26 protein-coding genes are annotated in these 24,547 nt (G+C 67.9%); 13 read left to right on the forward strand and 13 right to left on the reverse strand.

Annotated features, from left to right (window positions below; all coding sequences use genetic code 11):
• The 5 genes from NMB41_RS11825 (at position 1) to NMB41_RS11845 (ending at position 3,835) form a co-directional block, all read left to right on the forward strand.
• Positions 1-702 (forward strand): hypothetical protein, encoded by a 702-nt coding sequence (locus tag NMB41_RS11825; protein WP_494382637.1) that lies wholly within the window; start codon positions 1-3, stop codon positions 700-702.
• A gap of 150 nt (positions 703-852) precedes the next feature.
• A complete protein-coding gene (locus tag NMB41_RS11830) occupies positions 853-1,686 on the forward strand; it encodes an ABC transporter substrate-binding protein (RefSeq protein WP_494382638.1) in 834 nt (277 codons plus the stop codon).
• 10 nt (positions 1,687-1,696) lie between these two features.
• Positions 1,697-2,392, forward strand: coding sequence for an amino acid ABC transporter permease (locus NMB41_RS11835; RefSeq protein ID WP_494382639.1), 696 nt, complete (start codon positions 1,697-1,699; stop codon positions 2,390-2,392).
• A gap of 7 nt (positions 2,393-2,399) precedes the next feature.
• Positions 2,400-3,110, forward strand: coding sequence for an amino acid ABC transporter permease (locus NMB41_RS11840; protein ID WP_494382640.1), 711 nt, complete (start codon positions 2,400-2,402; stop codon positions 3,108-3,110).
• Positions 3,107-3,835, forward strand: coding sequence for an amino acid ABC transporter ATP-binding protein (locus NMB41_RS11845; protein ID WP_494382641.1), 729 nt, complete (start codon positions 3,107-3,109; stop codon positions 3,833-3,835). The genes NMB41_RS11840 and NMB41_RS11845 overlap by 4 nt, the downstream gene beginning before the upstream one ends.
• A 13-nt stretch (positions 3,836-3,848) precedes the next feature.
• On the opposite strand, the gene xth is transcribed toward NMB41_RS11845, so the two are convergent.
• Complete coding sequence (xth, locus tag NMB41_RS11850) at positions 3,849-4,661, reverse strand: exodeoxyribonuclease III (RefSeq protein WP_494382642.1); 813 nt, start codon at positions 4,659-4,661, stop codon at positions 3,849-3,851.
• A 192-nt stretch (positions 4,662-4,853) separates the two neighbouring features.
• Between xth and NMB41_RS11855 the strand changes: the two genes are divergently transcribed.
• Both NMB41_RS11855 and NMB41_RS11860 read left to right on the forward strand, forming a co-directional pair.
• Positions 4,854-5,366: a hypothetical protein gene (locus NMB41_RS11855; RefSeq protein WP_494382643.1), complete on the forward strand. Its 513-nt coding sequence runs from the start codon at positions 4,854-4,856 to the stop codon at positions 5,364-5,366.
• A 164-nt stretch (positions 5,367-5,530) separates the two neighbouring features.
• Positions 5,531-5,899 (forward strand): hypothetical protein, encoded by a 369-nt coding sequence (locus NMB41_RS11860; RefSeq protein ID WP_494382644.1) that lies wholly within the window; start codon positions 5,531-5,533, stop codon positions 5,897-5,899.
• A 36-nt stretch (positions 5,900-5,935) separates the two neighbouring features.
• On the opposite strand, the gene NMB41_RS11865 is transcribed toward NMB41_RS11860, so the two are convergent.
• The 5 genes from NMB41_RS11865 to NMB41_RS11885 all read right to left on the reverse strand — a co-directional run bounded on the left by NMB41_RS11865 (position 5,936) and on the right by NMB41_RS11885 (position 11,388).
• Entirely contained in the window at positions 5,936-7,063 is a 1,128-nt protein-coding gene (locus NMB41_RS11865; protein WP_494382645.1) for a metallophosphoesterase, read from the reverse strand.
• Positions 7,064-7,065: 2 nt separating this feature from the next.
• Positions 7,066-8,025, reverse strand: coding sequence for an MYG1 family protein (locus tag NMB41_RS11870; RefSeq protein WP_494382646.1), 960 nt, complete (start codon positions 8,023-8,025; stop codon positions 7,066-7,068).
• A gap of 116 nt (positions 8,026-8,141) precedes the next feature.
• Complete coding sequence (locus NMB41_RS11875) at positions 8,142-9,101, reverse strand: alpha/beta fold hydrolase (RefSeq protein ID WP_494382647.1); 960 nt, start codon at positions 9,099-9,101, stop codon at positions 8,142-8,144.
• The gene (locus NMB41_RS11880) at positions 9,098-9,907 is read right to left on the reverse strand and encodes an SDR family NAD(P)-dependent oxidoreductase (RefSeq protein ID WP_494382648.1); all 810 of its coding nucleotides are present in this window, start codon (positions 9,905-9,907) and stop codon (positions 9,098-9,100) included. Before NMB41_RS11880 ends, NMB41_RS11875 begins: the two co-directional genes overlap by 4 nt.
• The gene (locus tag NMB41_RS11885) at positions 9,904-11,388 is read right to left on the reverse strand and encodes a flavin-containing monooxygenase (protein ID WP_494382649.1); all 1,485 of its coding nucleotides are present in this window, start codon (positions 11,386-11,388) and stop codon (positions 9,904-9,906) included. The genes NMB41_RS11880 and NMB41_RS11885 overlap by 4 nt, the downstream gene beginning before the upstream one ends.
• A gap of 83 nt (positions 11,389-11,471) precedes the next feature.
• On the opposite strand from NMB41_RS11885, the gene NMB41_RS11890 reads away from it, so the two are divergent.
• The gene (locus NMB41_RS11890; RefSeq protein ID WP_494382650.1) at positions 11,472-12,104 is read left to right on the forward strand and encodes a TetR/AcrR family transcriptional regulator; all 633 of its coding nucleotides are present in this window, start codon (positions 11,472-11,474) and stop codon (positions 12,102-12,104) included.
• An 8-nt stretch (positions 12,105-12,112) separates the two neighbouring features.
• Positions 12,113-14,404, forward strand: a complete 2,292-nt coding sequence (locus NMB41_RS11895; RefSeq protein ID WP_494382651.1) for a sensor histidine kinase — start codon at positions 12,113-12,115, stop codon at positions 14,402-14,404.
• Between the two features lie 6 nt (positions 14,405-14,410).
• On the opposite strand, the gene NMB41_RS11900 is transcribed toward NMB41_RS11895, so the two are convergent.
• The 4 genes from NMB41_RS11900 to NMB41_RS11915 form a co-directional block, all read right to left on the reverse strand.
• Positions 14,411-14,773, reverse strand: coding sequence for a response regulator (locus NMB41_RS11900; RefSeq protein ID WP_494382652.1), 363 nt, complete (start codon positions 14,771-14,773; stop codon positions 14,411-14,413).
• Positions 14,766-15,485, reverse strand: coding sequence for a sensor histidine kinase (locus NMB41_RS11905; RefSeq protein ID WP_494382653.1), 720 nt, complete (start codon positions 15,483-15,485; stop codon positions 14,766-14,768). The genes NMB41_RS11900 and NMB41_RS11905 overlap by 8 nt, the downstream gene beginning before the upstream one ends.
• Positions 15,486-15,509: 24 nt before the next feature.
• Entirely contained in the window at positions 15,510-16,121 is a 612-nt protein-coding gene (locus NMB41_RS11910) for a response regulator (RefSeq protein ID WP_494382654.1), read from the reverse strand.
• 141 nt (positions 16,122-16,262) lie between these two features.
• Entirely contained in the window at positions 16,263-16,898 is a 636-nt protein-coding gene (locus tag NMB41_RS11915) for a PAS domain-containing protein (protein WP_494382655.1), read from the reverse strand.
• A gap of 251 nt (positions 16,899-17,149) precedes the next feature.
• Here NMB41_RS11915 and lpxD point away from each other — a divergent pair, with 251 nt between their 5' ends.
• Positions 17,150-18,220, forward strand: a complete 1,071-nt coding sequence (gene lpxD, locus NMB41_RS11920; RefSeq protein WP_494382830.1) for a UDP-3-O-(3-hydroxymyristoyl)glucosamine N-acyltransferase — start codon at positions 17,150-17,152, stop codon at positions 18,218-18,220.
• Between the two features lie 14 nt (positions 18,221-18,234).
• On the opposite strand, the gene kefC is transcribed toward lpxD, so the two are convergent.
• Both kefC and kefF read right to left on the reverse strand, forming a co-directional pair.
• Positions 18,235-20,040, reverse strand: coding sequence for a glutathione-regulated potassium-efflux system protein KefC (gene kefC, locus NMB41_RS11925; protein WP_494382656.1), 1,806 nt, complete (start codon positions 20,038-20,040; stop codon positions 18,235-18,237).
• Complete coding sequence (kefF, locus tag NMB41_RS11930) at positions 20,030-20,596, reverse strand: glutathione-regulated potassium-efflux system oxidoreductase KefF (RefSeq protein ID WP_494382657.1); 567 nt, start codon at positions 20,594-20,596, stop codon at positions 20,030-20,032. Before kefF ends, kefC begins: the two co-directional genes overlap by 11 nt.
• A gap of 234 nt (positions 20,597-20,830) precedes the next feature.
• Here kefF and NMB41_RS11935 point away from each other — a divergent pair, with 234 nt between their 5' ends.
• Genes NMB41_RS11935 through NMB41_RS11945 form a run of 3 tightly spaced genes read left to right on the forward strand, consistent with a single transcriptional unit; the run spans position 20,831 to position 23,477 of the window.
• On the forward strand, positions 20,831-21,985 hold the full coding sequence (locus NMB41_RS11935) for a sialidase family protein (protein WP_494382658.1): 1,155 nt from the start codon (positions 20,831-20,833) through the stop codon (positions 21,983-21,985).
• Positions 21,985-22,635, forward strand: a complete 651-nt coding sequence (locus NMB41_RS11940) for a hypothetical protein (RefSeq protein WP_494382659.1) — start codon at positions 21,985-21,987, stop codon at positions 22,633-22,635. The genes NMB41_RS11935 and NMB41_RS11940 overlap by 1 nt, the downstream gene beginning before the upstream one ends.
• Before the next feature lie 35 nt (positions 22,636-22,670).
• A complete protein-coding gene (locus NMB41_RS11945; protein WP_494382660.1) occupies positions 22,671-23,477 on the forward strand; it encodes a hypothetical protein in 807 nt (268 codons plus the stop codon).
• Between the two features lie 14 nt (positions 23,478-23,491).
• Here the strand turns inward: NMB41_RS11945 and NMB41_RS11950 are convergent, their stop codons facing one another.
• Positions 23,492-24,478: an aldo/keto reductase gene (locus NMB41_RS11950; protein ID WP_494382661.1), complete on the reverse strand. Its 987-nt coding sequence runs from the start codon at positions 24,476-24,478 to the stop codon at positions 23,492-23,494.
• Between the last annotated feature and the right edge of the window lie 69 nt (positions 24,479-24,547).

The following is a 24,547-nucleotide window of genomic DNA, read 5'->3' on the forward strand; positions in this document are numbered from 1 at the left end:
ATGAAAAACAAGCACATCGCCAACAACATCCTTCGCCAGCTCGCCATCGTCGCCGCCTTGTCCGCCACCGCAACCGCGCAGGCCCAACTGCTCGGGGGCGGCGGCGGCCTGGGCGGCAGCGTCGGGGGCGTGATGCGCGGCGCCGGCAGCATCGGCGGCGGCATGGGCGGCATGGGCGGGATGGGCGGCATGTCCACGATGGGCGGGCGTGGACTGCCCGATATCGGGCGCGTCGAGCGCAGCGTCAGCGGCCAGGCAAATGCCGCCGGCAATGGTGAAGCGCGCACGGCGGCGCCCGCAGCTCCGTCGAATGCGGCAGGGCAGGGCGGCGTCACCGGCGAAGTGGGACTCTCGCAGGCAGGCGCCCTCGGCAGCGCAAGCGCACTGGCCGGTAGCGCCGTGGGCGGCGCACGCGGGGCCGCCGGACCTGCAGCCGGCGCGGCGCGCAGCCAGCTGGCCAGCACGCGTGAGTATGCGGCGGCTACCGGCGCCAACGGGCGCGCCGCGGCGGCAGGTAGCGCAAACGGCGCGGCAGCCGGCGCGCGCGGCCTGGCGGAGCAGGCCACGTCGGCCCAGTTGCCCGCATCGTTCAGCGGCTCGGCTTCCGCAGGCGGCAGCGGCAGCGGCAGTGCCGGCGCTGGCAGCAGCGGCAGCGGTACGGGCGGCAGCGGCACGGGCACGAATTCCGGCAACGGTAAGTGACGGCTAACGCGTAGTTGAACGGGCGCAGCGTCGAGAGAAACGCTGCGCCCTTATGCCTCTGGCACATGTTCTTATAGGAATTCGATCCTTCGCGCAGTCATTCACCTGGCGTATACTCTTTGGTCCGCTTATTCACGTACCTGGAGTCCCATGGCCACCCGACGCACCCTGCTTGCCTGCGCAATCGCGCTTTCCGCCCAATTCGCCGTGGCCTCGGCCGCCCGTGCCGACCAGCTGGCCGACATCAAGAAAAAGGGCGAGATCGTCTTCGGCGTGCTCGGTACCGACGAGCCGAACAGTTTCATCGATCCGAAAACGCGCGAACTGGTCGGCTACGAAATCGACCTGGCGAAAGCCGTCGCCAAGAAAATCGGCGTCAAGCCGGTGTTCAAGCAGATGTCGGTCGCCGCCCGCATTCCCGAGCTGCAGCAGGGCCATGTCGACGTGCTGGCCGCGACGCTGACCCACAACAAGGAGCGCGAGTCGCAGGTCGATTTCGCGTTGACCCACTTCGTGACCGGTTCGAAGGTCATGGTGCGCGTTGCCAGCGGCATCAACGCATTGCCTCAGCTGGCCGGCAAGAAGGTCGTCACCGTCCGTGGCGGCACCCAGGAGACGAATATCCGCGCCGTGGTGCCGACCGCCACCGTCGTCACTTTCGAGAATACCCAGCAAGCTTTCCAGGCGCTGCAACAGGGCAAAGGCATCGCCTACGTGAACGACGAGTCCTCGCTGCTGGCCGACTTCGGCAAGCTTGGGTCCAATGCGAAGAACTTCACCATCCTGCCGACCAGTATCGGCGTCGAATCGATCGCGCTCGGCCTGCGCAAGGGCGAGAAAAGCTTGAAGGCGATCGTGGATGCGACCCTGCGCGAATTGGAAACCAGCGGCACGGCCAACGCCTTGTTCGTGAAATGGTATGGCCCGGGCACGCGCCCGAACATCGCCAAGCGCACCTTCACCATCCACACCGACAAGCTCTGAGTATCCTCCGTTGACGTTTTTTGACGCAAGCCTGCTCCAGTCGGGCGAGTACCACGACTGGCTGGTGCAGGGTTTCATCCTTTCGCTGCAGCTGCTCGTTGCGAGCTTCGTGATCGCGCTGCCGCTGGGCGTGGCGATCGCGCTGATGCGCACCTCAACCAGCCGCGCCTTGCGCGCGATCGGCGCGTCGCTGGTGGAGGGCGTGCGCAACGTGCCCTTGCTGGCGCATCTGCTGTTCTGGTATTTCGCCTTTCCCGAGCTGCTGCCCGAACCGGTCAAGCTGGCCCTGTACGACAGCAATCCCGAATTCATCTGCGCCGCAATCGCCCTGAGCCTCTACGCCGGCGTGCACATGGCCGAGGACATCCGCAGCGGCATCCGCGCCGTGCCCGCCGCCCAGATGGAGGCGGCCCGTTCGCTGGGCCTGGGCCGCATGGCCAGCCTGCGCCTGGTCTTGCTGCCGCAGTCGATCCGCATCGCCGTGCCGCCCCTGCTGTCGCAGACGGTCAACCTGTGGAAGGACACCAGCGTGGCCACCGTCATCGGCGCGGCCGAGATGATGTACCAGGCCGCGCGCGTCGAGACGGCGACCTTCCGCAGCGTCGAGGCGTTCACCTTTGCCACGCTGGCCTACCTGACGGTGTCGCTCGCGATCTCGCTGGCGGCGCAGCTCTACGCGCGCCGCTTCCCGGTGCGCACTGTATGAGGCCACGATGCTTGAACTGATCCAGGACTACTGGCTGTACTTCCTCGTCGGCCAATACCCGAACGGGCCGCTGGGCGGCCTGTCCTTGACCATCCTGCTGTCGGCCGCCGCGCTGGTGCTGGCCATGCCGCTCGGCCTGGTGCTGGGCGTGGCGCGCGTGAGTCCCTACCGCGCCGTGCGCTGGCCGGTGGCGGTGCTGGTGCAGGTGGTGCGCGCCGTGCCGCTCTTGCTGGTCGTGTTCTGGGCCTACTTCTTCCTGCCGGCCGTGACCGGCGTGAAGACTGGCCAGGCGACGACCATGCTGATGACGCTGGTGCTGTTCGACGCCGTCTACCTGGCGGAGATCGTCAAGGCGGGCATCGCGTCGCTGCCGAAAGGCCAGCTCGAAGGCGCGCGCTCGCTCGGTTTGTCGTATGGCCAGGCGCTGCGCCTCGTGATCCTGCCGCAGGCGCTGCGCCACGTGTCGCCCTCGCTGGTGAGCCAGCTGGTGGCGACCATCAAGGCCACCTCGCTCGGCTACATCATCGGCCTGTCCGAAGTATCCTTCATCGCCACCCAGGTCAATACCCTGGTGTTCACCAAGGCGGTCGAGGTCTACATCGTGCTGGCGCTTACCTATTTCGTCCTGTGCTTTGGCCTGTCGCGCCTGGCCTTCCTGCTCGAGCGCCGCCTGAACCGGCGGCCGGCACAGGCATCCGTTTCAAAGGCAAGTCCATGATCCAACTCGACAAGGTCAACAAGTGGTACGGCCAGTATCACGCCCTGGCCGACATCAGCGAGCAGGTCGCGAAGAATGAAGTCGTCGTCGTCTGCGGCCCCTCGGGCTCGGGCAAGTCGACCCTGATCCGCACCCTGAACCGGCTGGAAGAAATCGACGGCGGGCGCATCGCCATCGACGGGCGCGACATTCACGCGCGCGGTCTGGACGTGAACGCCTTGCGCGCCGGGATCGGTTTCGTGTTCCAGCACTTTAATCTGTTCCCGCACCTGACGGCCCTGGAAAACTGCATGCTGGCGCCGGTGAACCTGAAGCGCGCCAGCAAGCTTGAAGCGCGTGCCTATGCGATGGAACTGCTGGACGGCGTTGGCCTGGCGCACAAGGCCGACGCCTACCCGCACGAACTTTCGGGCGGCCAGCAGCAGCGCGTGGCGATCGCCCGTGCGCTGGCGATGCGTCCGCCCATCATGCTGTTCGACGAGCCGACCAGCGCGCTCGATCCGGAAATGGTGGGCGAAGTGCTGCAGGTGATGCGCAAACTCGCTGGCCAGGGCATGACCATGGTCTGCGTGACCCACGAGATGGGCTTTGCGCGCGACGTGGCCGACCGCGTCCTGTTCATGAGCGAGGGCCGCATCCTCGAGCGCGCATCTCCGGAAGACTTCTTCACACGCCCGGTCCATCCGCGCGCGCAACAGTTCCTGGCGGACCGCAGCGGGCGCTGAATCACGCGCTGATTCACGCTTTCTTTTTGGCCGCCTTCTGCGTCGCCAGCGCGCTTAAATCGAGTTCGATCCAGGTCGGGACGTGGTCGCTCGGCTTCTCGCGCCCACGAATGTCGTGGTCGGTCCCGGCGGCGCGCAGGGCGGGCGCCAGCGTCGGCGAGAGCAGCAGGTGGTCGATGCGCAGGCCGGCGTTGCGCCCGTAGGCGTTGCGGAAGTAGTCATAGAAGGTGTAGATGACTTCATCCGGATGCATGGCGCGCAGCGAGTCCGTCCAGCCCTGGTTCACCAGCCGGTGGAAGGCCTCGCGCGTTTCGGGCCGGAACAGGGCGTCGGTCAGCCAGCGCTCCGGCTTGTAGACGTCGAGCTCGGTCGGCATGACGTTGTAGTCGCCGGCGATCACGACCGGTGCGCCGGTGTCGAGCAGTTGCTGGGCCCGCGTAATGAGGCGCTCGAACCAGGCCAGCTTGTAATCGAACTTCGGTCCTGGCGCCGGATTGCCGTTCGGCAGATACAGGCAGGCGACGACCAGCTCGCCGACCACGGCTTCCAGGTAGCGGCTCTGTTCGTCGCTGTCGTCTCCCGGCAAGCCGCGCGTGACTTCGACCGGGTCCTGCCCACGCGCCAGGATGGCCACGCCATTCCAGCTCTTTTGCCCCTGCCAGATCGCCCCGTAGCCGGCGGCGTTGATCTCGGCCAGCGGGAAGCGTTCCTGCGGCGCTTTCAATTCTTGCAGACATGCCACGTCCGGCTTTTTTTCCTCGAGATACTCCAGCAGGGCCGGGAGGCGGCTGCCGATGCCGTTGATGTTGAAGGTGGCGATGCGCATGTTTTCTCCGTTTCTGTGTCCCCGACACCTTATCTCAGCTGAGCCCTAATCGGCGCACGCAAGTGTGTCAATATTTATAATAAGTTTCCAGCAAGACATGTATCTTGAGCACCACAGCGACTGCTGAGCGTGCGCGCATATCTTTATAAAATTGTTATTATTATTAAATCTTATCTATCACTGGAGACACACATGTTCACTTCCTTCCTGCGCACGATCGCCCGTCCAGCCGCTGTCACCCTTTTGCTGGCTGCTTCGGCCTCGGCATCGGCGGGTAGCTGGGAAGTCCAGGCGCTCGACGTTGAAGGCGTGCTGGTCGAAGCCGTCGGTCCGACCGATCGCTGCCTGTCGAAGTTCGGCGGCACCATCAGCGGCCACGGCACCAGCGCACTGATGGGCGGCAAAGTGGTCTTCATCGCAACCGATTGCATCACCCCGGTCCCGCCGCTGTATAACTTCAGCAACGGCAAGTTCATCGTCATGACGACCACGGGCGAGCAGATTTACGCCAATTACAGCGGCCAGATGGTCCCGACCGGCGAAGGCGCGAAATACGTGTTCTCCGGTGCGACCTTCCAGGTCACCGGCGGCACCGGCAAGTTCGCCAAGGTCACGGGCGGCGGCACGCTCACCGGCGGCGAAGACATGCTGACCGGCGCGGGCACCATCAAGCTGACCGGCCGCGTGCTCTACTTCAAAAAGTAATCTGGTTTGCCTCCAGAGACGGCGCCCTCGCGGCGCCGTTTTTTTTCGCCTGACGCGTTCATCCATTCGTGCGGCCTGTCCTACATCCCTGTCGCCCGTGCGCCGATTGTTCCCGGGCACCGGGCGACTATGATGGAGCGATACCAACGTAAAAGGAGAGCACGATGTCGACACAAGACGACCAGAAGCATGCAAAAGGCCGTTCCTGGGATCAGATCACGAAGGACGGCACCAGCAGCGCCGGCAGCATGGGCGTGGGCGGCACCGGCGACAGCAAGCTCAAAGGCGGCGCCAGCGAGCAATCGGCTGGCCGCACCGACGACCTGCTGGACGACGGCACCTCGAATGCGGGCGACCAGGGTTTTTCGAGCGGCGGCGGACGGATTGACACCGGCCTCGAAGGCATGGGCAACCTGACTGGCGGGACGAAAGGCAATCGCCAGTCGGACCAGGGCCAGAATCAGCAGGGCGCGCGCGTGACCGATGAGGGACGCGACGACGATCCTGCCTCGAAAGGGCAGCAGAACCGGTAATTCAGTGGCATGAGTCCTCACGCCGGCGGTGTGCTTCTAGGACGAAGCACCCGGCTGGCGCGGTGCGCGCAGCGTGATCCTGACGATCTCGCCCGCCTGCCACAGGCGCATGCGCGGCCCCCAGCTGCCGGCGCCGCGGCTGATGACGAGCGCCATGTCTTCTATCGCATGCTGCCCGACCAGCTGCGGAAAGCGCCGCTGCACCAGGTAGCTGAAGGGCCAGATCTGGCCGCCGTGCGTATGCCCGGACAGCATCAGGCCGACGCTGCGCGCGGCCGCCATCTCGATCACGGGCGCGGCTGGAATGTGCGAGAGCAAAATCGTCGCCGTCTGCGCCGATGGCGCCAGCACGCGTGCAAGACTTCCCGTGATCTCGCCCTTGCGCCGCATCGCGCGGCCGACGTCCTCGATCCCGGCCAGCACCAGGCCCGGCGCCAGCTCGACGCTGGCGTCACGCAGCCAGCGCACCCCGCCTTCCTCGAATTCGCGCACGGTCGTCTCGACGTCGCCATAGAACTCATGGTTTCCGGTCACAGCCCAGACGCCGCGCGGCGCCTTCAGGCCGCGCAATGCGCGCGCCAGCGCGGGTTCGTCCAGCGGATTGTCCTCGACCTGGTCGCCCACCATCACCACTGCCGCCGGCTGCAAGGCGTTGATCTGCGCGACCCGGTCTTCCATCCATTCGGCGCGGCGCTGGGCGCCCAGGTGCAGGTCGGTGACCATCACCAGGGTCATGCCGTCGAGGGCCGCGGGCAACTTCGGCATGCGTACTTCGTACTCGACGACGCCGGGGGCGCGCACGCCCTGGAACACCGCGAACCCCGCCAGCAGCGCCCCGGCCAGCGCGCCGATCCCGAGCAGACGCCTGCTGCGTTCGCGCCACCAGAAGCCGAAGCCGGTCGCGAGGTCGACCGGCAGCAGGCACAGGGTCATCACGAACAGGATGCCGAGCCAGGTCAGTGCGAACTGCCCGGGCCACCAGCGCCAGTCGATCGCCTCGTCGCCCAGCTGCACGCCAACGATATACACCACCCAGACCAGCACGGCGCCCAGCCACCAGGCTTTCATGGACACGCGCGCGCGGACCGGGGCGATTCGGTACAGGCGGTGCGCCACATAGAAGTGGAACAGGGTGCCGACGATGTTCAGGACAATCGAAAACATCCTTAGCTTGCCGCGACCGCCTGCGCCACGTCCTGCAGCGCCAGGCGGGCCAGCTGGCGGATGCCTTCGTACGATCTGGCGGCCGCGATGAAGCGCCCGTTGTGGCAGAAGGTCGCATCCGGCACGCCGGTGACGGCGGCAAGATCCGCGTCGCGCAGGCCGGCCCAGGCTTCGGGCAGGTCGGCCCTGGCATCGAAACTCTCGGCGTTGAGCGGCACCGCATGGATCATGTAACGCTGCTCGGCGATGCTGTGGCTGATCACGAACAGCACCTTCGGCATCTCCTTGCGCACCACGGTGGTCCAGGGCAGGGCGCCGTTATCCAGGAACAGCAGCTTGCCGTCTTCCAGCACCTCGGCGCCGCGCACCCGGGCCAGGGCCAGCAGGGCGCCGACCCGGTACTTGACCGAATTGATCATGATGTCGGTCAGGAGCGCCATCGCCTTGCGGAACTGGCTCAGGCGGTAGGCGTCGGACGGCTCGCCGTAGCCGAGCCGCTGCTCGTCCATCCAGTTCGGGTTGAAGCCCGAGACGACCGCCGACAGGCCATAGCCGCCGGGCGCGTTCTTGGCCGCGCCGACGTCCGACAAATCCAGGTATTGCACGATGTCGGCGTCGATCGCATACGCCATCTGCTGGGCTGCGTCAGGGGTCAAGGCCTGGCCGGTGTGTTCGAGGGCGAGCGCGGCGACGCAGCGGGCGCCGTATTCGCGCCACACCAGGCCTGCGCTGGCGTAGGGTACGCCGCTCTGGCGGGTGGTGGCGAACCCCTTCTGGTGATGGTCGAAGCGGCCGGTGGCCGGATCGTGGATGCCGCCGACGTCGATGGCGAAATCGGCTGCCTCGATCGTGGCCGTGTCGCGCGTGCGCACGAGATGACTGTCCGGGAACAGGATGAAGAGAACGGCCACCGCCCATGCGTCGTCCGCGTGAAACTTGCCGCTATGCGTTACCACTACCATGCCGAACTCCCATCTGGAACCGTTTGAAGCAGCCCGGCCGGCGAAGCGCCGGCAGGCCTGGAAGACAGATGATACCGTTTCAGGCGAACACACGTGTGAGCTTGCGGGCGCAGCCCTTAGTTGGCAGCCCCCGCCGGCAGGGCCAGGCGCGCGCATCCGGCGATGAAATCGGCCACCACCTGGGGCTGGGTCACCGGCAGCATGTGGCCGCCGTCGACCAGTTGCAGCTGCAGGCCCGGCACCTTGTCGGCCAGCGCCTGGCCATGCTGCTGCCAGTCGAGAAGCGCGTCTTCGCGGCCGTACAGCACCGCGGTCGGGACCTTCAACTGGCCGTAGCGCGCCACCAGTCCCGGCATGTGGCCGGGCAGGGCCTGCATGTCGGCCGAGGCGGCGAGGAACTGGCTCGGGCGCAGGCTGAGCATGCCGCCGCCCTTGACCGGGAAGTCGTGCGGCGCGCTTTCCGGCGCAAAGACGGTTGCCAGCACCTTCTTGCCGCCGGCGATCCCGCCCGGCGTTGCCAGGGTCCAGGCAAAGAGCTTGCGCATCCCGGGCGAGGCGATCGAGAGCGGCTTGAATACTTCGGGCGGCGCTGCCTGCACATGGGTCAGTGGCGCGACCAGGGCCAGTGCCCCGACCTTGTCGGGATGCTCCAGCGCCAGCGTCAGCGCGGTGGCGCCGCCGAGCGAGTGGCCGGCCACCGTGGGCCGCTCCAGCCCCATGTGCTCGATCAGGGCCGCCAGCGCGGCGGCCTGGGTCGAGAGGTCGGCAGGCGCGCCGGCGCCGCGCGCCGAATAACCCGATCCCGGACGGTCGACCGCGATCACGCGGTGGCTGCGCGCCAGGGTCTCGAATACGCCATAGTCGAAGTGCGCGCTCTGGCCGCCCAGGCCGTGCAGCAGCAGGACCGCCGGGCCGCTGCCGGCTTCGCGCACGTGCAGGCGCGCGCCCGGCACCTCCACGAATCGGCCGCGGGCCGGCAGATAGGCTTCGATGCGGCGCGCGGTGCGCAAGGTGAACCAGGCCAGGCCGGCAAGCACCAGGAGCAGCAAGGCAATCACGATCAGGAGGAGTTTCATCGGGCAGTGGCTTTCTTCAGGAAGCGCCAGTAATTAACCGGCGAAATGCGTTCGAGGATGGAGACGACCTTGGCGTCGGTGCCGACCAGGATGCGCGACTGGCCTTGTTCGATCCCGCGCGCGATGATTTCGCCGGCCGTCTCGGGCGCCAGGCGCAGCAGTTTTTCGGCCAGCTTGCGCCCCTGCGCCACGTCGTCCGGCGGCGTGCCTTGCGGAACGCGGGCATTGCGCGCGATCGCCGTGGCCACCCCGCCCGGATGGACCACGCTGACCGCCACCGTGCTGCCTTCGAGTTCGTGGCGCAGCGCGTTCGAAAAGCCGCGCACGGCGAATTTGCTGGCCGAGTAGGCGGCCTGGCCGGGCGGCGAGACGATGCCGTAGATGCTAGAGACGTTCACGATGCGCGCTGAGTCGCTCCGGCGCAGGATCGGCAGGAAGGCGCGCGTCATGCGCACCACGCTGTTGAAATTGATGTCCATCAGCCACTCGAAGTCCTCTTCGCTGACCTGCTCGAAGCTGCCGCCCAGTGCCACGCCGGCATTGTTGATCAACAGGTCGACACGCCGGTGGGCGGCCAGCACCTGGCCGGGCAGGATGCGCACCGCCTCGCGGTCGGCGACGTCAAACCGGTGGGTGGTGACGCGCACGCCGATGTTGGCGAGCATTGCGGCGGTCTCCCTCAGGCCTGCGCCGTCGATGTCGCCGAGGGCCAGGTGGCAACGGCGCCGCGCCAGCGCAAGGGCGGTGGCGCGGCCGATGCCGCTGCCGGCGCCCGTAATCACGGCGACCCGGTTCGATACGTTCATGGGAGCTTTCCTTTTGGTCCAAAGCGCATCACGCCGTCGGCAATGCGGCCGAAGCGGATGGTCAGCATGTCCTGCACATAGTTCTGGTACACCTGCCACGGCCGGCGCGCGCCCTGTTTCGGCAGCAGCGCCTGCGCGCGCTGCACATAGCCGGAGGTGAAGCTCAAGAAGGGCTGCGCCTCGACGCCCGGCTCCTGGCGCACCACGGCGATCGCCTGGCCCTTGCGTTCCATGTAATTCAAGAGGCGGCAGACCCAGGCCGCCGTCAGGTCGGCTTTCAGCGTCCAGGAGGCGTTCGTATAACCGAAGGTCATCGCGCTGTTGGGCAGGTCGCTGAGCATCATGCCCTTGTAGGCCATGTGCGCGCTCGGTTGATATGCTTGCCCGTCGACCTCGATCCGGGCGCCGCCCAGCACCGACAGCGACAGGCCGGTGGCCATCACGACCACGTCCGCCGCCAGCACGCGGCCGGACGCCAGCACGATGCCCTCTTCGGTAAAGCGCGCAATGTGGTCGGTCACCACTTCCGCGGAGCCGGCGCGCAGGGCGCGGAACAGGTCGCCGTCCGGGACGACGCAGACGCGCTGGTCCCAGGGCTTGTAGTCGGGCGTGAAATGGGCGGCGTCGATGCCGGGGCCGAGCGCCTGCGCGGCCATCTGCACGATCTTGCGTTTCGCCAGTTCGGGTTTGCCGCGCGCGATCCGGTACAGCAGCATCGATTCGGCGATCACGCGCCAGCGCGTCGCCCAGTAGGCCAGTTTTGGCGGCAGGCGCCGTTGCAGGCGCTGGGCGAAGCGGTATTCAGCCGGGCGCGACACCACATAGGTCGGCGAGCGCTGCAGCATCGTCACATGCTGCGCAGTAGCTGCCATCGCCGGCACCAGGGTCACGGCGGTGGCGCCGCTGCCGATCACGACCACGCGCTTGCCGGCGTAGTCGAGGTCTTGCGGCCAGAACTGCGGATGGACGATCCGGCCCTGAAAAACCGCTTCGCCTTCGAAATGCGGCCGGTAGGCGTGCTCGTAATCGTAGTAGCCGCTGCACATGTGCAGGAAGCGGGTGCGCAGCAGCGTCGTCCCGCCCGTGCCGCCAAGCTGTACTTCGATCGTCCACAGCGCATCGAGGCTCGACCACGAAGCGCGCAGCACCTTGTGCCCGAAGCGGATGTGGCGCTCGATGCCGTGGCTGTGCGCCGTCTCGCGGATGTAGTTGCGGATCGACGGCCCGTCGGCGATGGCTTTCGCGTCCAGCCAGGGCTTGAAGCCGTAGCCGAGCGTGTACATGTCGGAGTCGGAGCGCACGCCGGGATAGCGGAACAGGTCCCAGGTGCCGCCAATGGCGGCGCGCGCCTCGAGGATGGCGTAGCGCTTGCCGGGGCAGCGCTCTTGCAGCATGACGGCCGCGCCGATGCCGGAAAGGCCGGCGCCGACGATCAGGACGTCGAACGGCGCCTCGTCCGGCGCCGAAGTAAGGGGTGGCATTGTGTCTCTTGGTTGTTTTTTTATATAGTGACACTGTACATTGTCACATTTTTTCTGACAAGTAAGTATGTCAAAATAGCGGCATGACCGTCGAAACGACCGCGCCGCGCGCATACCGCGGCGTCTCCTCCGAACAGCGCCGCGCCGAGCGGCGCGCCAAGCTGATCGCCGCGGCGATCGCCGTCTATGGCGAGCGCGGTTACCGCCAGGCCACCGTCAAGGCGGTGTGCGATACAGCCGGGCTCACCGAGCGCTATTTCTACGAATCCTTCGGCAACAGCGAGGAGCTGCTCGTGACCTCCTTCAATGCGGTGACCTATGCCGTGTTCGACGAGATTTCGCTGGCCGCCCGCGGCGCCGGGCGCGGGCGCATGAACCGCGCGCGCGCCATGCTCGACGCCTATTTCGGCGCGCTCCAGCGCGAACCCGCCTCGGCCCGCGTCTACCTGGTCGAGATCCGCGGCGTGAGCCGGGAAGTCGACAAGGCATTTGACGCCGCCCTGCGCGCGATCGGCGCCGAAGTGGCGCGCCAGATCGCCCCGGAGGGCGCCGCGCCCGACGAGTTGCTCCAGGCCGGCATCGTCGGCAGCGTGATGCACATCGCGCTGCGCTGGATCGGCAATGGCTACCAGCCGCCCCTGGAGCAGGTGACCGATGCCGCGCTGCGGCTGGGCATGGTGTTGGCGCGGCCGGCGCGCACGGCGACAAGGGCATAGGGCCGGCCGTGCGGATCGAACTCACCACCTTCATGCCGCGCGGGCTGCGCACCCGGCTGGCGCTGGCCTTTTCGCTGCTCTCGGTGATCCTGACCCTGGCCCTGCTTGGCCTGGTCGAGCGGCGCGCCATCGGCCAGCTCGAGACCCAGATCGGGGCCGGCCTGGCCGACCTCGCGGCCCAGACCTCCGACAAGCTCGAACGCGGCATGTTCGAGCGCTACCGCGAGGTCGAACTGATCGCCAGCCGGCCCATGCTGACCGACCCCGACTACGATGCCGCGCGCGTGGCCGAAGCCTTGCAGCGGGTGCAGGACAGCTATTCGTACTACGCATGGATCGGCGTCGTCGACCTGGCAGGCAAGGTCAAGGCCACCGGCAACGGCCTGCTGGTCGGGGCCGACGTATCGAAGCGGCCCTGGTTCCGCCAGGCCCTCGACGGCGGCTATGCCGGCGACGTGCACGAGGCGCTGCTGCTGGACAAACTGCTGCCGCCCCAGGCCGAGCCGCGCCGCTTCGTCGACGTCGCCTTTCCTTACCTGGATGCGGCTGGACGCGTGCAGGGCGTGCTCGGCGCCCACCTGTCGTGGAACTGGGCCCGCGACGTCGAGCGCTCGGTGATCGGTTCGGCCACGCGCGAGGCGCCGGTGCAGGCGCTGATCCTGAACGGCGAGGGGCGCGTCCTGCTCGGGCCCCCGGACCTTGCCGACAAGGTGCTCGCTCTCGACAGCTTCCGGCGCGCACGCACGGCGCGCCGTGGCGGCCACCTGGTCGAACGCTGGCCGGACGGCAGGCAGTATGTGGTCGGCTTCCAGCAGGGCGCCGGCCATGGCAATTATCCCGGGCTGGGCTGGGTCGTGCTGGTGCGCCAGGACGTGGCCCAGGCCTATGCGCCGGTGCGCGAAATGCGTGCGAACGTGATCTGGAGCGGCGCCGCGCTGGCCCTGCTGTTTTCGCTCGTCGGGGTCTGGGTCGCGCGCAGCATCACGCGGCCCCTGGCGCGCCTGGCGAACGCCGCCACCGCGCTACGCGAGGGAGCGATTGCGCCGATCCGGGCCCGGCCCGACGATTACGCCGAAGTGCGCGCCCTCGGCAGCGCGCTCAATGCGCTGGTATCGGACCTGGAGGCGCGGCGCGGCCAGCTCGAGCAGTTGAACAGCACGCTCGAGGAGCTGGTCGAGGCGCGAACGGTGGAGCTGCGCCGCGCGCTGGCCACCGTGCAGGTGAGCGAAGCGCGCATCCGGGCGATCGTCGAGACGGCGCAGGATGCCTTCATCGGCGTCGACCTGGCGGGGCGCATCGTCGACTGGAACCAGCAGGCCGAGTTGCTGCTCGGCTGGCGCCGCGAAGAAGCGATCGGGCAGAGCCTGGCCGACCTGATCATGCCGGCCCAGCTGCGCGAGGCGGCGGGCGGGGCGATGGACGATTTCGCCGGCGGCGCGCGCAGCCGACCGGAGCGCCGCGTCGAACGGGTCGTCGCCGACCGCCACGGCGCCGGGATCCCGGTCGAGATCAGTACCAGCCTCACCGGCCAGGGCGAGACGGCCGTGTTCAGCATCTTCCTGCGCGATATCACCGAACGCAAACGCATCGAGCAGGCGAAAAACGAGTTCGTCGGCACCGTGTCGCACGAACTGCGCACGCCGCTGACCTCGATCCGCGCCTCGCTCGCGCTGCTGGCCGACGGCGCCCTCGGGGCGCTGCCGCCGGACGTGCTGGAACTGGTCGAGATCGCGCACAACAACTGCATCCGCCTGCACCGCCTGGTCGACGACATGCTCGACATCCAGAAGATCGAGGCCGGCATGATGTCGTTCGAGCCGACGGTGCAGCCGGTGCTGCCGCTGGCGCGCGAAGCGATCCGCACCATGCACGGCATGGCGGGCGCCGCCGGCGTGTCGCTGGTGCTGGAGGGCGAAGCCGCGGCCGGCGCACTGACCGCCGCTTTCGATCACGACCGCATGACCCAGGTTCTGACGAACTTGCTGTCGAACGCGATCAAGGTCGCACCCAGGGGCAGCGCCGTCGTGCTGGGGCTGGCGCAGGACGCGCGCGGCGCCTGCCTGTCGGTGCGCGATGCGGGCCCGGGCATTGCGCCGGCGCTGCGCGAGCGCGTGTTCCAGCCTTTCGTGCAGATCGGGGAGGGCGCCATGGCGCCCCGGGGCGGCACCGGTCTGGGATTGGCGATCTGCAAGCGCATCGTCGAAGAACACGGCGGTTCGATTGCGATCGGCGACGCGCCGGGCGGCGGCGCCGTCTTCAGCGTGTGCTTGCCCTTGATGCCGGCAGCGCTGCCGGCCTGAAGGCGTTCACGCCATCAGCGTGGCCGCGGCCGCCAGCAATTCGCTCGGACTGAAGGGCTTGAGCATGTAGCGCTCGGCCCCTGCCGCCAGGCCCGCAGCCACCTCGGCTTGCTGGCCGTGGGCCGACAGCAACAGGATCCGGATCATGCTGGTGGCCGGGTCGGTTTTCAAGGCGCGGCACAGCGCCAGGCCGCTTTCGGCGCCGAGCGACACGTCGAGCACCATCAGGCGCGGCGGATCGGTGCGCACGATGGCCATGGCCTCGGCCACGCTGGCGGCGGTCTCGACCCGGCCCAGGGTAATCAAACTCAGGCGAATCAGGAGGCGCAGCTCGCGCTGGTCGTCCACTACCAGGATCGCATCACGCATCAATGGCTCCCGCAGCGGGCAGGCGGATCGTCAGCACGGTGCCTGCGCCAGGCGCCGACACCAGTTCGACGGCGGCGCCATGCGCATCCATGATTTCCTTGAAGATGGCCATGCCCAGTCCCGTGCCGGCGCCTTGCCGCTGGCCGCGCCAGAACGGCTCGAACAGGCGCCCCTGTTCGTCGGGCGTCATGCCGGGGCCGGCGTCGCGGATTTCCACCAGCACGGCCGGGGCCTCCGGCTGCGGCGCGGCCCATGCGCCGACAACCACCGCGCTGCCCGGGGCGGAATAACGCAGGCTGTTGTCGAGCGCATTGATCAGCGCCTGCGCCAGGCGCGGCGCGTCGGCCGCGACAGGCGGCAGGCCGGGTGCGAGCGTGAGCGCGATGCGTCCCTGCGGGTCAAGCGCGGCGACGCCGGCCAGCGCCTGCACCAGCAGGGCGTCGACCGGCGTGGGCGCGAGGCAGAGCGCCGCGCGCCCGCCGGATTCGATCCGGGCCAGGTCGAAGACCTGGCCAACCAGCGCCGACATCCGCTCGGCCTGGGCGTGGACGATTTCGAGCAGCTCGCGCGCTTCGGCCGGATCGAACTCGCGCTTGAGCAGCAGCTCGGTGAACCCGATGATGCTCGCCAGCGGCGTGCGTAATTCGTGCGCCGCCTGCGTGAAGGTCTGGTTTCTGCGCAGGCCGCCGGAAGGCTCGATCGGTGCAGGCATGGTCGCGTCGGTCAAGGGCGAAGTTCAGGCCGCGGCCGGCACGCCGATGGCCTGCTCGACGGCGCCGCGCAGCTGGCCGAAGGGCACCGGCTTGGGAAACACCGGAATCTCGCCCGGCAGGCCCATCGAATCGATGGTCTGGCGGTCCAGGCCGCTGACGACGATGATGGCCATGCTCGAGAGCAGGGGGTCGGCGCGCAGCGTGCGGATCATGCGAAAGCCGTCCATGCCGGGCATGCTCAGGTCGGTCACCAGGATGTCCGGGCGCTCCTGCCCGATGCGCAGCAAGGCCTCGAAGCCGTCCATGGCCGTGTTCACGGTGAGCGGCAGGCCCCAGCCGGCAATTTCGAGCTGGTACAGGCGCAGCAGGGTGCGGTCGTCGTCGACCAGCAGCAGCTTCCTGCCGGCCCGCGCGCCGCCGCCGGTGATTTCGCGCCGCTCGTTGACCAGCTTGTGCACCGAGACCATCGTGATGCGGCGGTGTCCGCCGGCGGTCTTCCAGGCCTGCAGCGCGCCGTTTTCGACCCAGAGCTGGACGGTGCGGTGCGAGACGCCGAGCAGGCGTGCGGCGTCCTTGGTGGAGCAGAAATCGGCGGCGTTGTAGGCGAGGTCGGTTTGGTCGTCAGGTCTTTGCATGGTCACGGTTCGTTCGGCGCCAGGCGCTGCGCGCTTGCGGGCGGGCGGCGCCGATGGTGAAATGGGAGCGGACATTGCCGCGCTAACAGGGCTATTATCGTCCAGAACGGTGTGCACTGTCTCGCCGGGCGTGCGCGAAGCTCAGCTTTGGGCCGCCTGGGCGCCAGGCGCAGCAGGTGCGAGGGGCGAATCGTTCAGCAGCGCGTCGACCAGCGCGGTCATGTGGCATACCTGGCGCCGGATCGTTTCGCTCGACTGGCGGATGCGCGCTTCGTTCGCGCCGGGCGGCGCCGGCGGCAAGGCGACCTGGCCGGTCACGTCGATGCAGCTGCAGAGTACGCCGCGCACGCCGCCTTGTGCGTCGCGCAGCGGGCTGTACGAAAAGGTGAACCAGGCCTGCTCGAGATAGCCGTAGCGCTCGAGGGTGGCCGGGTAGTTCTCGAACAGGGAGGACTCGCCGCCCAGCACGCGGCGCACCCAGGGGCCGAGCGCATCCCAGACTTCATGCCAGACTGCGGGGAAGGGCGAACCCAGGCTGTGGGCCTTGTAGCCCAGCATCGGCTCGTAGGCATCATTGAAGAACAGGGTCAGGTCCTCGCCCCAGATCAGAAAAGTCGGCAAAGGGGAAGCGAGAACAATCCCGAGGCTGGTGCACAGGGCGGGGTCCCAGCCGGCGATGGGCCCAAGCGGATGGTGCGACCAGTCGAGCTTGCCGATGCGCCGGCCAATCCGGCCGCCATTCGTCAGGAACCCGCATGGGTTCTGGCTTTCTTTCACGCTGGCCTCGATCCGGGGAAACTCCGGATTCTACCGAAGTTGCCGAGAAACTAACGATTAAATATCGGGTCAAAGACGGGACAACCCCCAGCAGGGCCGATATTCCGGCGAAGTGGGGCCAGGCCAGCCGTATCGGTTTTAGCGATTCATGACTGGGGGCCTGCGATGTGCAGGAACCGCCCATCCGTTAAACCTGTCTAAATCTCGCAGCGTGACACTCCCTCCGACGACACCAACCCGAGGCGGACATGATGGGAACCCGATTAAGCGAGCTCGTCGAGCGTTACGGCGGACGACTGGAGGGCGATGCCGGCATCGAAGTCACGGCGATCACTCCGCTCGAGCGTGCCGGCGCCTCGGACATCAGTTTTCTCAGCAACAGCAAGCTGCGCGCGCTGGCCGCGCGCAGCCATGCCGCGGCGCTGATCCTCTCGCCTGCCGACGAACCCGAGGTGGCCGCCACCTTCGCGGGGGCGCGCATCGTCACCGCCAATCCCTATGCCTGGTTCGCCCGGGCGGCGCAGTACTTCGCGCAGTTTGTCGATGCGGCACGTTTGCCGCCGCCCGAACCGGGCATCCATCCGACGGCGGCAGTGCACCCCAGCGCGCAGGTCGATCCCACGGCCCATATCGGCGCCCACGTGACGGTCGAGGCAGGGGCTGTCATCAAGGCAGGGGCGGCCATCGATGCGGGCTGCTATATCGGGCTCGAGGCGCTCATCGGTGAAGGCACCCACCTGTTCGCCAACGTGACCTTCCATGCGCGCTGCATTATCGGGGCGCGCGGCATCATCCATTCCGGGGCGGTCATCGGCGGTGATGGTTTCGGCTTCGCCGTGGAAGACGGCGTCTACATCAAGATTCCGCAGACCGGCCGCGTCGTCATTGGCAACGACGCCGACATCGGTTCGAACACCACGGTCGACCGCGGCGCGCTCGACGATACCGTCATCGAAGACGGGGTCAAGCTCGACAACCAGATCCAGATCGGCCACAACTGCCACATCGGCGCCCACACGGCCATGGCCGGTTGCGTCGGCGTCGCCGGCAGCGCCAGGATCGGCCGGCATTGCACCTTCGGTGGCGCGGCCATGATCAACGGCCATATCGAGATCGTCGACAACGTGCATATCACGGCCGCTACGATGGTGCCGAACTCGATTACCGAACCCGGCCGGTACACGGGCTACTTCCCCGTTGCCAGGAATGCCGACTGGGAACGCGTCGCCGTCCTCGTGCGCAACCTGTCCAGCATGCGCGAGAAGGTCCGTGCGCTGGAGAAAGCGGTGAAAGCACTGGCTGAAGAAAAGGAAAAGCCTTAGACGCGCTTAGGCTCTTAGTCCCAGCCCTGTTCCGACTCTTTTTCATAGCTCTTCAGGTCGCGCGCGAACATCTCGTTGAGTTCATCGCGCGCGCGCTTGGACATCGAGGCGTACTGCTCGCGGTCCTTGTAGAAGGGATAGACGGCGTCGACGCTGGCCTTGTTATGCTCGCGGAATTTCAGCGTCGCTTCGCGCGCACGGTAGGCGCCGTAGCCGAGGTGGCACAAGGCGCGCCGTCCGAGCTGCAGGGCGGACTCGAAGGTTTCGCGCTCGATGATGGTGACGCCGCGGTCCATCAGCTGGTAGTAGTGGGTGACGTTGCGCGCCCGCGCCAGGATCGGCAGGTCGGGGAAATGCTCGCGCACGGCGTCGGCCAGGGCCAGGCTGTCCTCGATGTCGTCGATCGCCAGCACCAGGGCGCGCGCCTTGGCCGCGCCCGCCGCATGCAGCAGGTCGACCCGGGTAGCGTCGCCATAAAAGACTTTCCAGCCGAAGCGGCGCAGCAGTTCGATTTGGTCCGGGTCGTGGTCGAGCACCGTCAGCTTGATCCGGTTGGCGTTGAGCAGGCGCCCCACGATCTGTCCGAAGCGCCCGAAACCGGCGACAATCACGTGGCCCTCGTTGTCCTCGATGGCGTCGGCTTCGCGCAGGTTCTGGCCGTGGTAGCGGGGCTCCAGTACCTTGTCGTGCAGGAGCAGCAGGAGCGGCGTGGTGACCATCGACAGCGCCACCACCGCCACCAGGATCGAGCCCACCTCCGGCGTGAACACGCGCGCCGCGCCCGCCGCGCCAAACACCACAAAGGCGAATTCGCCGCCTTGCGAAAGCAGTGAGGCGAACAGCCAGCGCTGGCCGCGCGCAATCCCGAAGCGGAAGGACAGTGCGAACAGCACCGCCAGCTTCAGCACCAGGAAGGCCAGCACCAGGCCCAGGATCAGCAAGGGTTTCGAAAGGAAGACGCCGAAGTCGACCGACATCCCGACCGCGATGAAGAACAAGCCGAGCAGCAGGCCCTTGAACGGCTCGAGGTCCGTTTCCAGCGCATGCCGGTATTCGGAGTCGGCCAGCAGCACGCCGGCCATGAAGGCGCCCAGCGCCATCGACATGCCGACCCATTGCATCAACAGCGAAATGGCGATCACCAGCAAGAGCGCGAAGGCCGTGAAGATTTCGCGCATCTCGGACTTGGCGATGATGCGCAGTGCCGGGCGCATCAGGTAGCGGCCGGCCACGATCACGCCGACGATCACCGCGGCCAGGCGCGCAGCGCCCATCCAGCCTTCGCCGCCGTCGCCGCTGGCCGCGGCCACGCCCAGCACCGGCACCAGGGCGATCATCGGGATCGCGGCGATGTCCTGGAACAGCAGGATGGCGAAGCTGGCCTGGCCGGCGGGCGTGCCCATCAGGTTGCGCTCGCCGAGTGTGGCCAGCGCGATCGCGGTCGACGACAGCGACAGGCCGAGCGCGCCCACCAGCGCTACTGGCCAGGCGATCCCGGCCAGCAGGGCCGCGCCGAACAGGGCCCCGGCCACGCCCAGTACCTGGGCCGCGCCCCAGCCGAAGATCGGCCGGCGCATCGACCACAGGCGCGCCGGTTCCAGCTCCAGGCCGATCAGGAACAGCAGCAGCACGACCCCGAATTCGGAAAAATGCAGGATGGTCTCGACTTCGCGGATCAGTCCCAGGCCCCAGGGCCCGATCGCCATCCCGGCCAGCAGGTAGCCGAGCACGGCCCCCAGGCCCAGGCGCTTGGCCAGCGGCACGGCGAGCACCGCGGCGCCCAGGTAAACGACGGCGTTGGCCAGCAGGCTATCCTCCATGTGGGTTCTCTTTCGCGGGGGTGAGCAGGAAGGCTTCCAGGCGTGCGCGGAAGCTGGCGACGTGGCCGGCGATGGCGGCCTCGCTGGCGCCATTGGCGCCGTGCAGGATGTGCGGCGGCCACCAATGCATGCCGCACAGGAGCGCCGTCTGCTGGAAAGGCGGCAGGTAGGCGTCAAAGCTGCGGCCATGGCGCTCGCCGGCCTGGTAGGCGTCCTCGGGACTGCCGGTGGTCACGGCCAGCAGATAACCCTTGCCGCGCAGAGCGGTGGCGCCGGGACCGTAGGCCCAGCCGGCCACCAGCACGCTGTCGACCCATTCCTTGAGCAGGGACGGCATGCTGTACCAGCGGATCGGGTGCAGGAAGACAACCAGCTCGGCTTGTTCGAGCAGGGCCTGCTCGCGGGCGACGTCGATGTAGAAGTCGGGATAGGTCTCGTACAGGTCGTGCACCAGCACGCCCTCAAGCGCGCGCGCGGCATCGGCGAGCCTGCGGTTGATGCGCGAGCGGTGCGGCGCGGGATGGGCGTACAGGACCAGGATGCGTGGCGTGGGCATGGGAGGCGGGCGTCGTTGTCTTGCCTGATTGTACATGCCCGGACGGCGGCGGATGCGGGCCAAGGGCTTCACGCCAGGCGGGCATTGTTCGGGCCTCCGAGCATTTTTCCGCCGGTTTGGCCCGGCCGGACCGATATCGGGCTAAAATTCACGGTTGAAATTGTTCCAGTGCACTTACTTACCCTCCATACGGAACAGTCACTTGTCTACCTGTTCATCCGATATCACCTACCCATGCACAGTTCCAGGAAGTCACCGCCAGGCCGCTTGATCCGGGTCGTCATCGTCTGCGCCTTGCTCGCCGCCCTCGGTGCGGAAGGCGCGCGCTGGCTGCGCGCGGTGCCCTCGCTGTCGCTGCTGACCGCCGCCAATGCCGCCACGCCAGGCGGCGCGAGCCTGACCGAACTGTCGCGCGCGCTCATTCCGATGCCGGCCGCAACGCCCTCGGCGCATGCCAGCTCGCTGGCCACCGTCCATGGCGGCTTGCTGGCGGTCTGGTGGGCCGGCAGCCGCGAGAGCGGCCCGGATGTGAAAGTGTATGCCTCGCGTTCGCGCGGCGGCAAATGGAGCGCGCCCTGGGAAGTGGCGAGCCGCGACTCGCTGGGCCGCGCGCTCGGCTTCGGCGTGCGCCGGATCGGCAACCCGGTCGCCTGGACCGCGGCCGACGGCGCGGTCCACCTGTACGTGGTGGCCACGGGCCTGGGCGGCTGGGCCGCCTCGCGCATCGTGCACATGGTCTCGCGCGACGACGGCGCCAGTTTCAAGGTGCGCCGCCTGCTGCCGCTCTCGCCCCTTCTCAATACCAGCGTGCTGGTACGCACCTCGCCGGTGGCGCTGGCCGACGGCGGCTGGTGGCTGCCCGTGTACTTCGAACTTGGCATCAAATACCCGATGCTGCTGGCCTTCGACGCCCAGGGCGAGCCGACCCGCGTGAGCCGCATCGGCGCGCGCATGACGACGCTGCAGCCGGCCATCGTGCCGATGTCGGGCCTGGAGGTGCGTGCCTGGATGCGCGACGCGAGCGACGAGAAGCGCGTGCAGTATGCGCGCAGCCGCGACGGCGGCGCCAGCTGGGAAGACTTGCCGGCGCTCGACCTGCCGAACCACAGTACCTCGATCGCCGCGATCCGCCTCGCGAACGGCGACATCCTCATGCTGCACAACCACGTGCTCAAGAACGGCACGGCGCGCAACATCCTGCGCTTGTCGATCTCCTCGGACGGGCGCGTCTGGCGCACCCTGGACGATATCGTCAGCGGCAAGGCGGGCGACGAATTTTCGTATCCGTCGATGCACCAGGTGGGCGACGAACTGCACGTCACCTATACCCACCAGCGCGAAGCGATCGCCCACCACGCCTACCGCATCAATCTCGGAAAGGCGATGTGATGACCCTGCCTGAACTGGCCCTGCAGGCCGTCTACGGCCGCCTCGCCTGGGCCGTGGTGCTGGCCGCCTTGCTCATCGCCCTGTTGCCGCAGGCATGGCGCCGCTCGCGTGCGCTGGTGCCGGGGCTGCTGTGCGGCGCGGTCCTGGCCATGCTGCTGCCCGGCCCAGCCTCGCCGGCCTGGTGGCTGGGCCTGGCGCTCCAGTATCCGAGCGGCCTGCTGACTTTCCTGTGCCTGGTGTTCCTGCATGCGCGCTGGCTGGGCCGCCCGGCCGGCGCCGTGCTGCCGCTGCCGCTGCCGCTGGCGGCAACGCTGGCCCTGGCCGGCGCCGTGCTGTACCTGGACGCCATCGGCTATCTTGCGCTGGGCGTGTACTACGCCGGCTTTGGTCCCCTGGCCGCGCCCGTGCTGGCCGTGCTGGGCGTGGCCGGCTGCGCCCTGCTGCTGATGCGCGGGCAGGGCGGCCCGGGCTACGTGGCGCTGCTGTGCGCGCTGCTGCTGTTTTGCCTGCTGCGCCTGCCGACCGGGAACCTGTGGGATGCGCTGCTCGACCCGCTGCTGTGGGCCTGGGCGCTGGCCTCGCTGGCGCGGCGCGCGGTGCGCGGCCTGATGCCGGCGCGCGGGGCGGATCGGCACATTTTTATTAAGTAAGTAATCAAGTCAGTTCTCAAGCAAGGAGCATGTGCGTGACAAATAATAAGTGGTGGACCCATCCGGCTATTCTCATGGCGATCGCCATCAACGTCTTCGTCCTCGGCCTGGCCGTGGCCTGGTCCGGTCCCGATACCAAGGCGCTCTGGCGCCTGCTGGGCGAAGACGGCATCGTCGAATGGATGCAGTTCCTGTGCTTCGCCGTGATTGCGGTGATGCTCGGCTTCGTGTTCGTCGAGCGCCTGAAACAGCCGGGCACCTCGAAGTTCGAACTGCTGGCTCTCGGCGGCCTGTCGGCGCTGGTGGCGCTGGCGGCGCTCGAGGAAATCAGCTGGTTCCAGCGCGTGCTGGGCGTGGTCTCGCCGGAGTTTTTCGTGGCGAATAACCGCCAGGCCGAAACCAACCTGCACAACCTGGCCCTCGGCAGCGGCAGCCTGCACAAGACCGTGCTGCTGAAGCTGATCCTGGTGGCCGGCCTGACCCATAACCTGGTGCTGCCTTTCCTGGCGCGCAGCCGTCCCGGCCTCCGGCGCTGGATCGAGCAGATGGGCCTGTACTTGCCGCCGCTCGGCGCTTCGGTTGTCTACATCGTGCTGGTGGCGCTCTCGCACCTGCTGATCGAGCACCCGCGCAAGGGCGAGCTGGGCGAGATGTTCGGCGCCGTGCACTACCTGGCCACCGTGTTCTACGCCTATTACGTCGGCTTCAATTACGACAAGCCGGCGCTGTTCGCCGAGCCGGTCGCCAGCCGCCGCCTGTCGGTGCTGTTTGCCTGGGCCATGGGCTTCCTGCTGCTGGTGTCCTGGCTGCTCAGCGCCGGCGTCGGCGCGACCGGTGCCTGAGTTACTGCCCCTGCTTAGCGTGGCAGGGGCGCCTCGGGTGGCAGCAGCCCTTGCGCCACCAGCTCATTCCAGAACGCGGCAGGGATCGCAATCCCCATCAGCACGGCGTTGCGGCACAGGTGCTGCGGGCTGCTCGCGCCCGGGATGGTCGCCGCCACCACCGGGTGCGCCGCGCCGAACTGCAGCGCGGCGGCGGCCAGGACGACCCCGTGGCGCGCCGCCACCTGGCGCAGGCGTTCGCGCTGCGCGTGCTTCTCCGCACTGGCCGGCGCGTAGTCGTAGTGCTCGCCGCCCGCCAGAAACCCTGAATTGAACGGCCCTCCCAGCACCACCCTGGCGCCGCGCTGCGCGCACAGCGGGAACAGCTCGGCCAGCGGCGTCGTCTCCATCAGCGTGTAGCGCCCGGCCAGCAAAAAGATGTCGGGGTCGGAGGCCTGCAGCGCGCGCAGGCAGGGTTCGACCGTGTTCACGCCCATGCCCCAGGCCTTGATCACGCCTTCCTCGCGCAGTTTCACCAGCCCCTCGAACGCGCCATGCCTGCCGGCGGCGATCCCAACATGGTGCTCGAATTCGCCGCGGCTGAACTGGTCGGGCGAGAGGTCGTGCACGTAGACGATGTCGATGTGGCCGAGGGCCAGGCGCTGCAGGCTGTCTTCGACCGCGCGGCGCGCGCCGTCGGCGGTGTAATCGAGCACGCGCCGGAACGGCAGGGCGGAGACGAAGGGCGCGGCGATCTCGCCCGTGGATGCGGGCGCCAGCAGGCGGCCGACCTTGGTCGAGAGCGTGTATTCGTCGCGCGGACGATTGCGCAGCGCGCTGCCGAAGCGGTGTTCGGACAGGCCGGCGCCGTAGTGGGGCGCGGTATCGAAATAGCGGATGCCGGCTTCCCAGGCCGCATCGACCGTGCTGCGGGCCGCCTCGTCGCTGGTGGTGTGGTACATGTCGCCCAGGCCCGTGCCGCCAAGGCCCAGGCGCGTGATCGGTTGGTAGCGCTCGTTCATGGTGGGTCATCCCGTCTGTTGGCAAGGAGGATCATGATGCCCGCCGCGCCGCTTCGGCCGCGCACGCTT

Source organism: Massilia sp. FBCC-B171 (genome assembly GCF_059134155.1).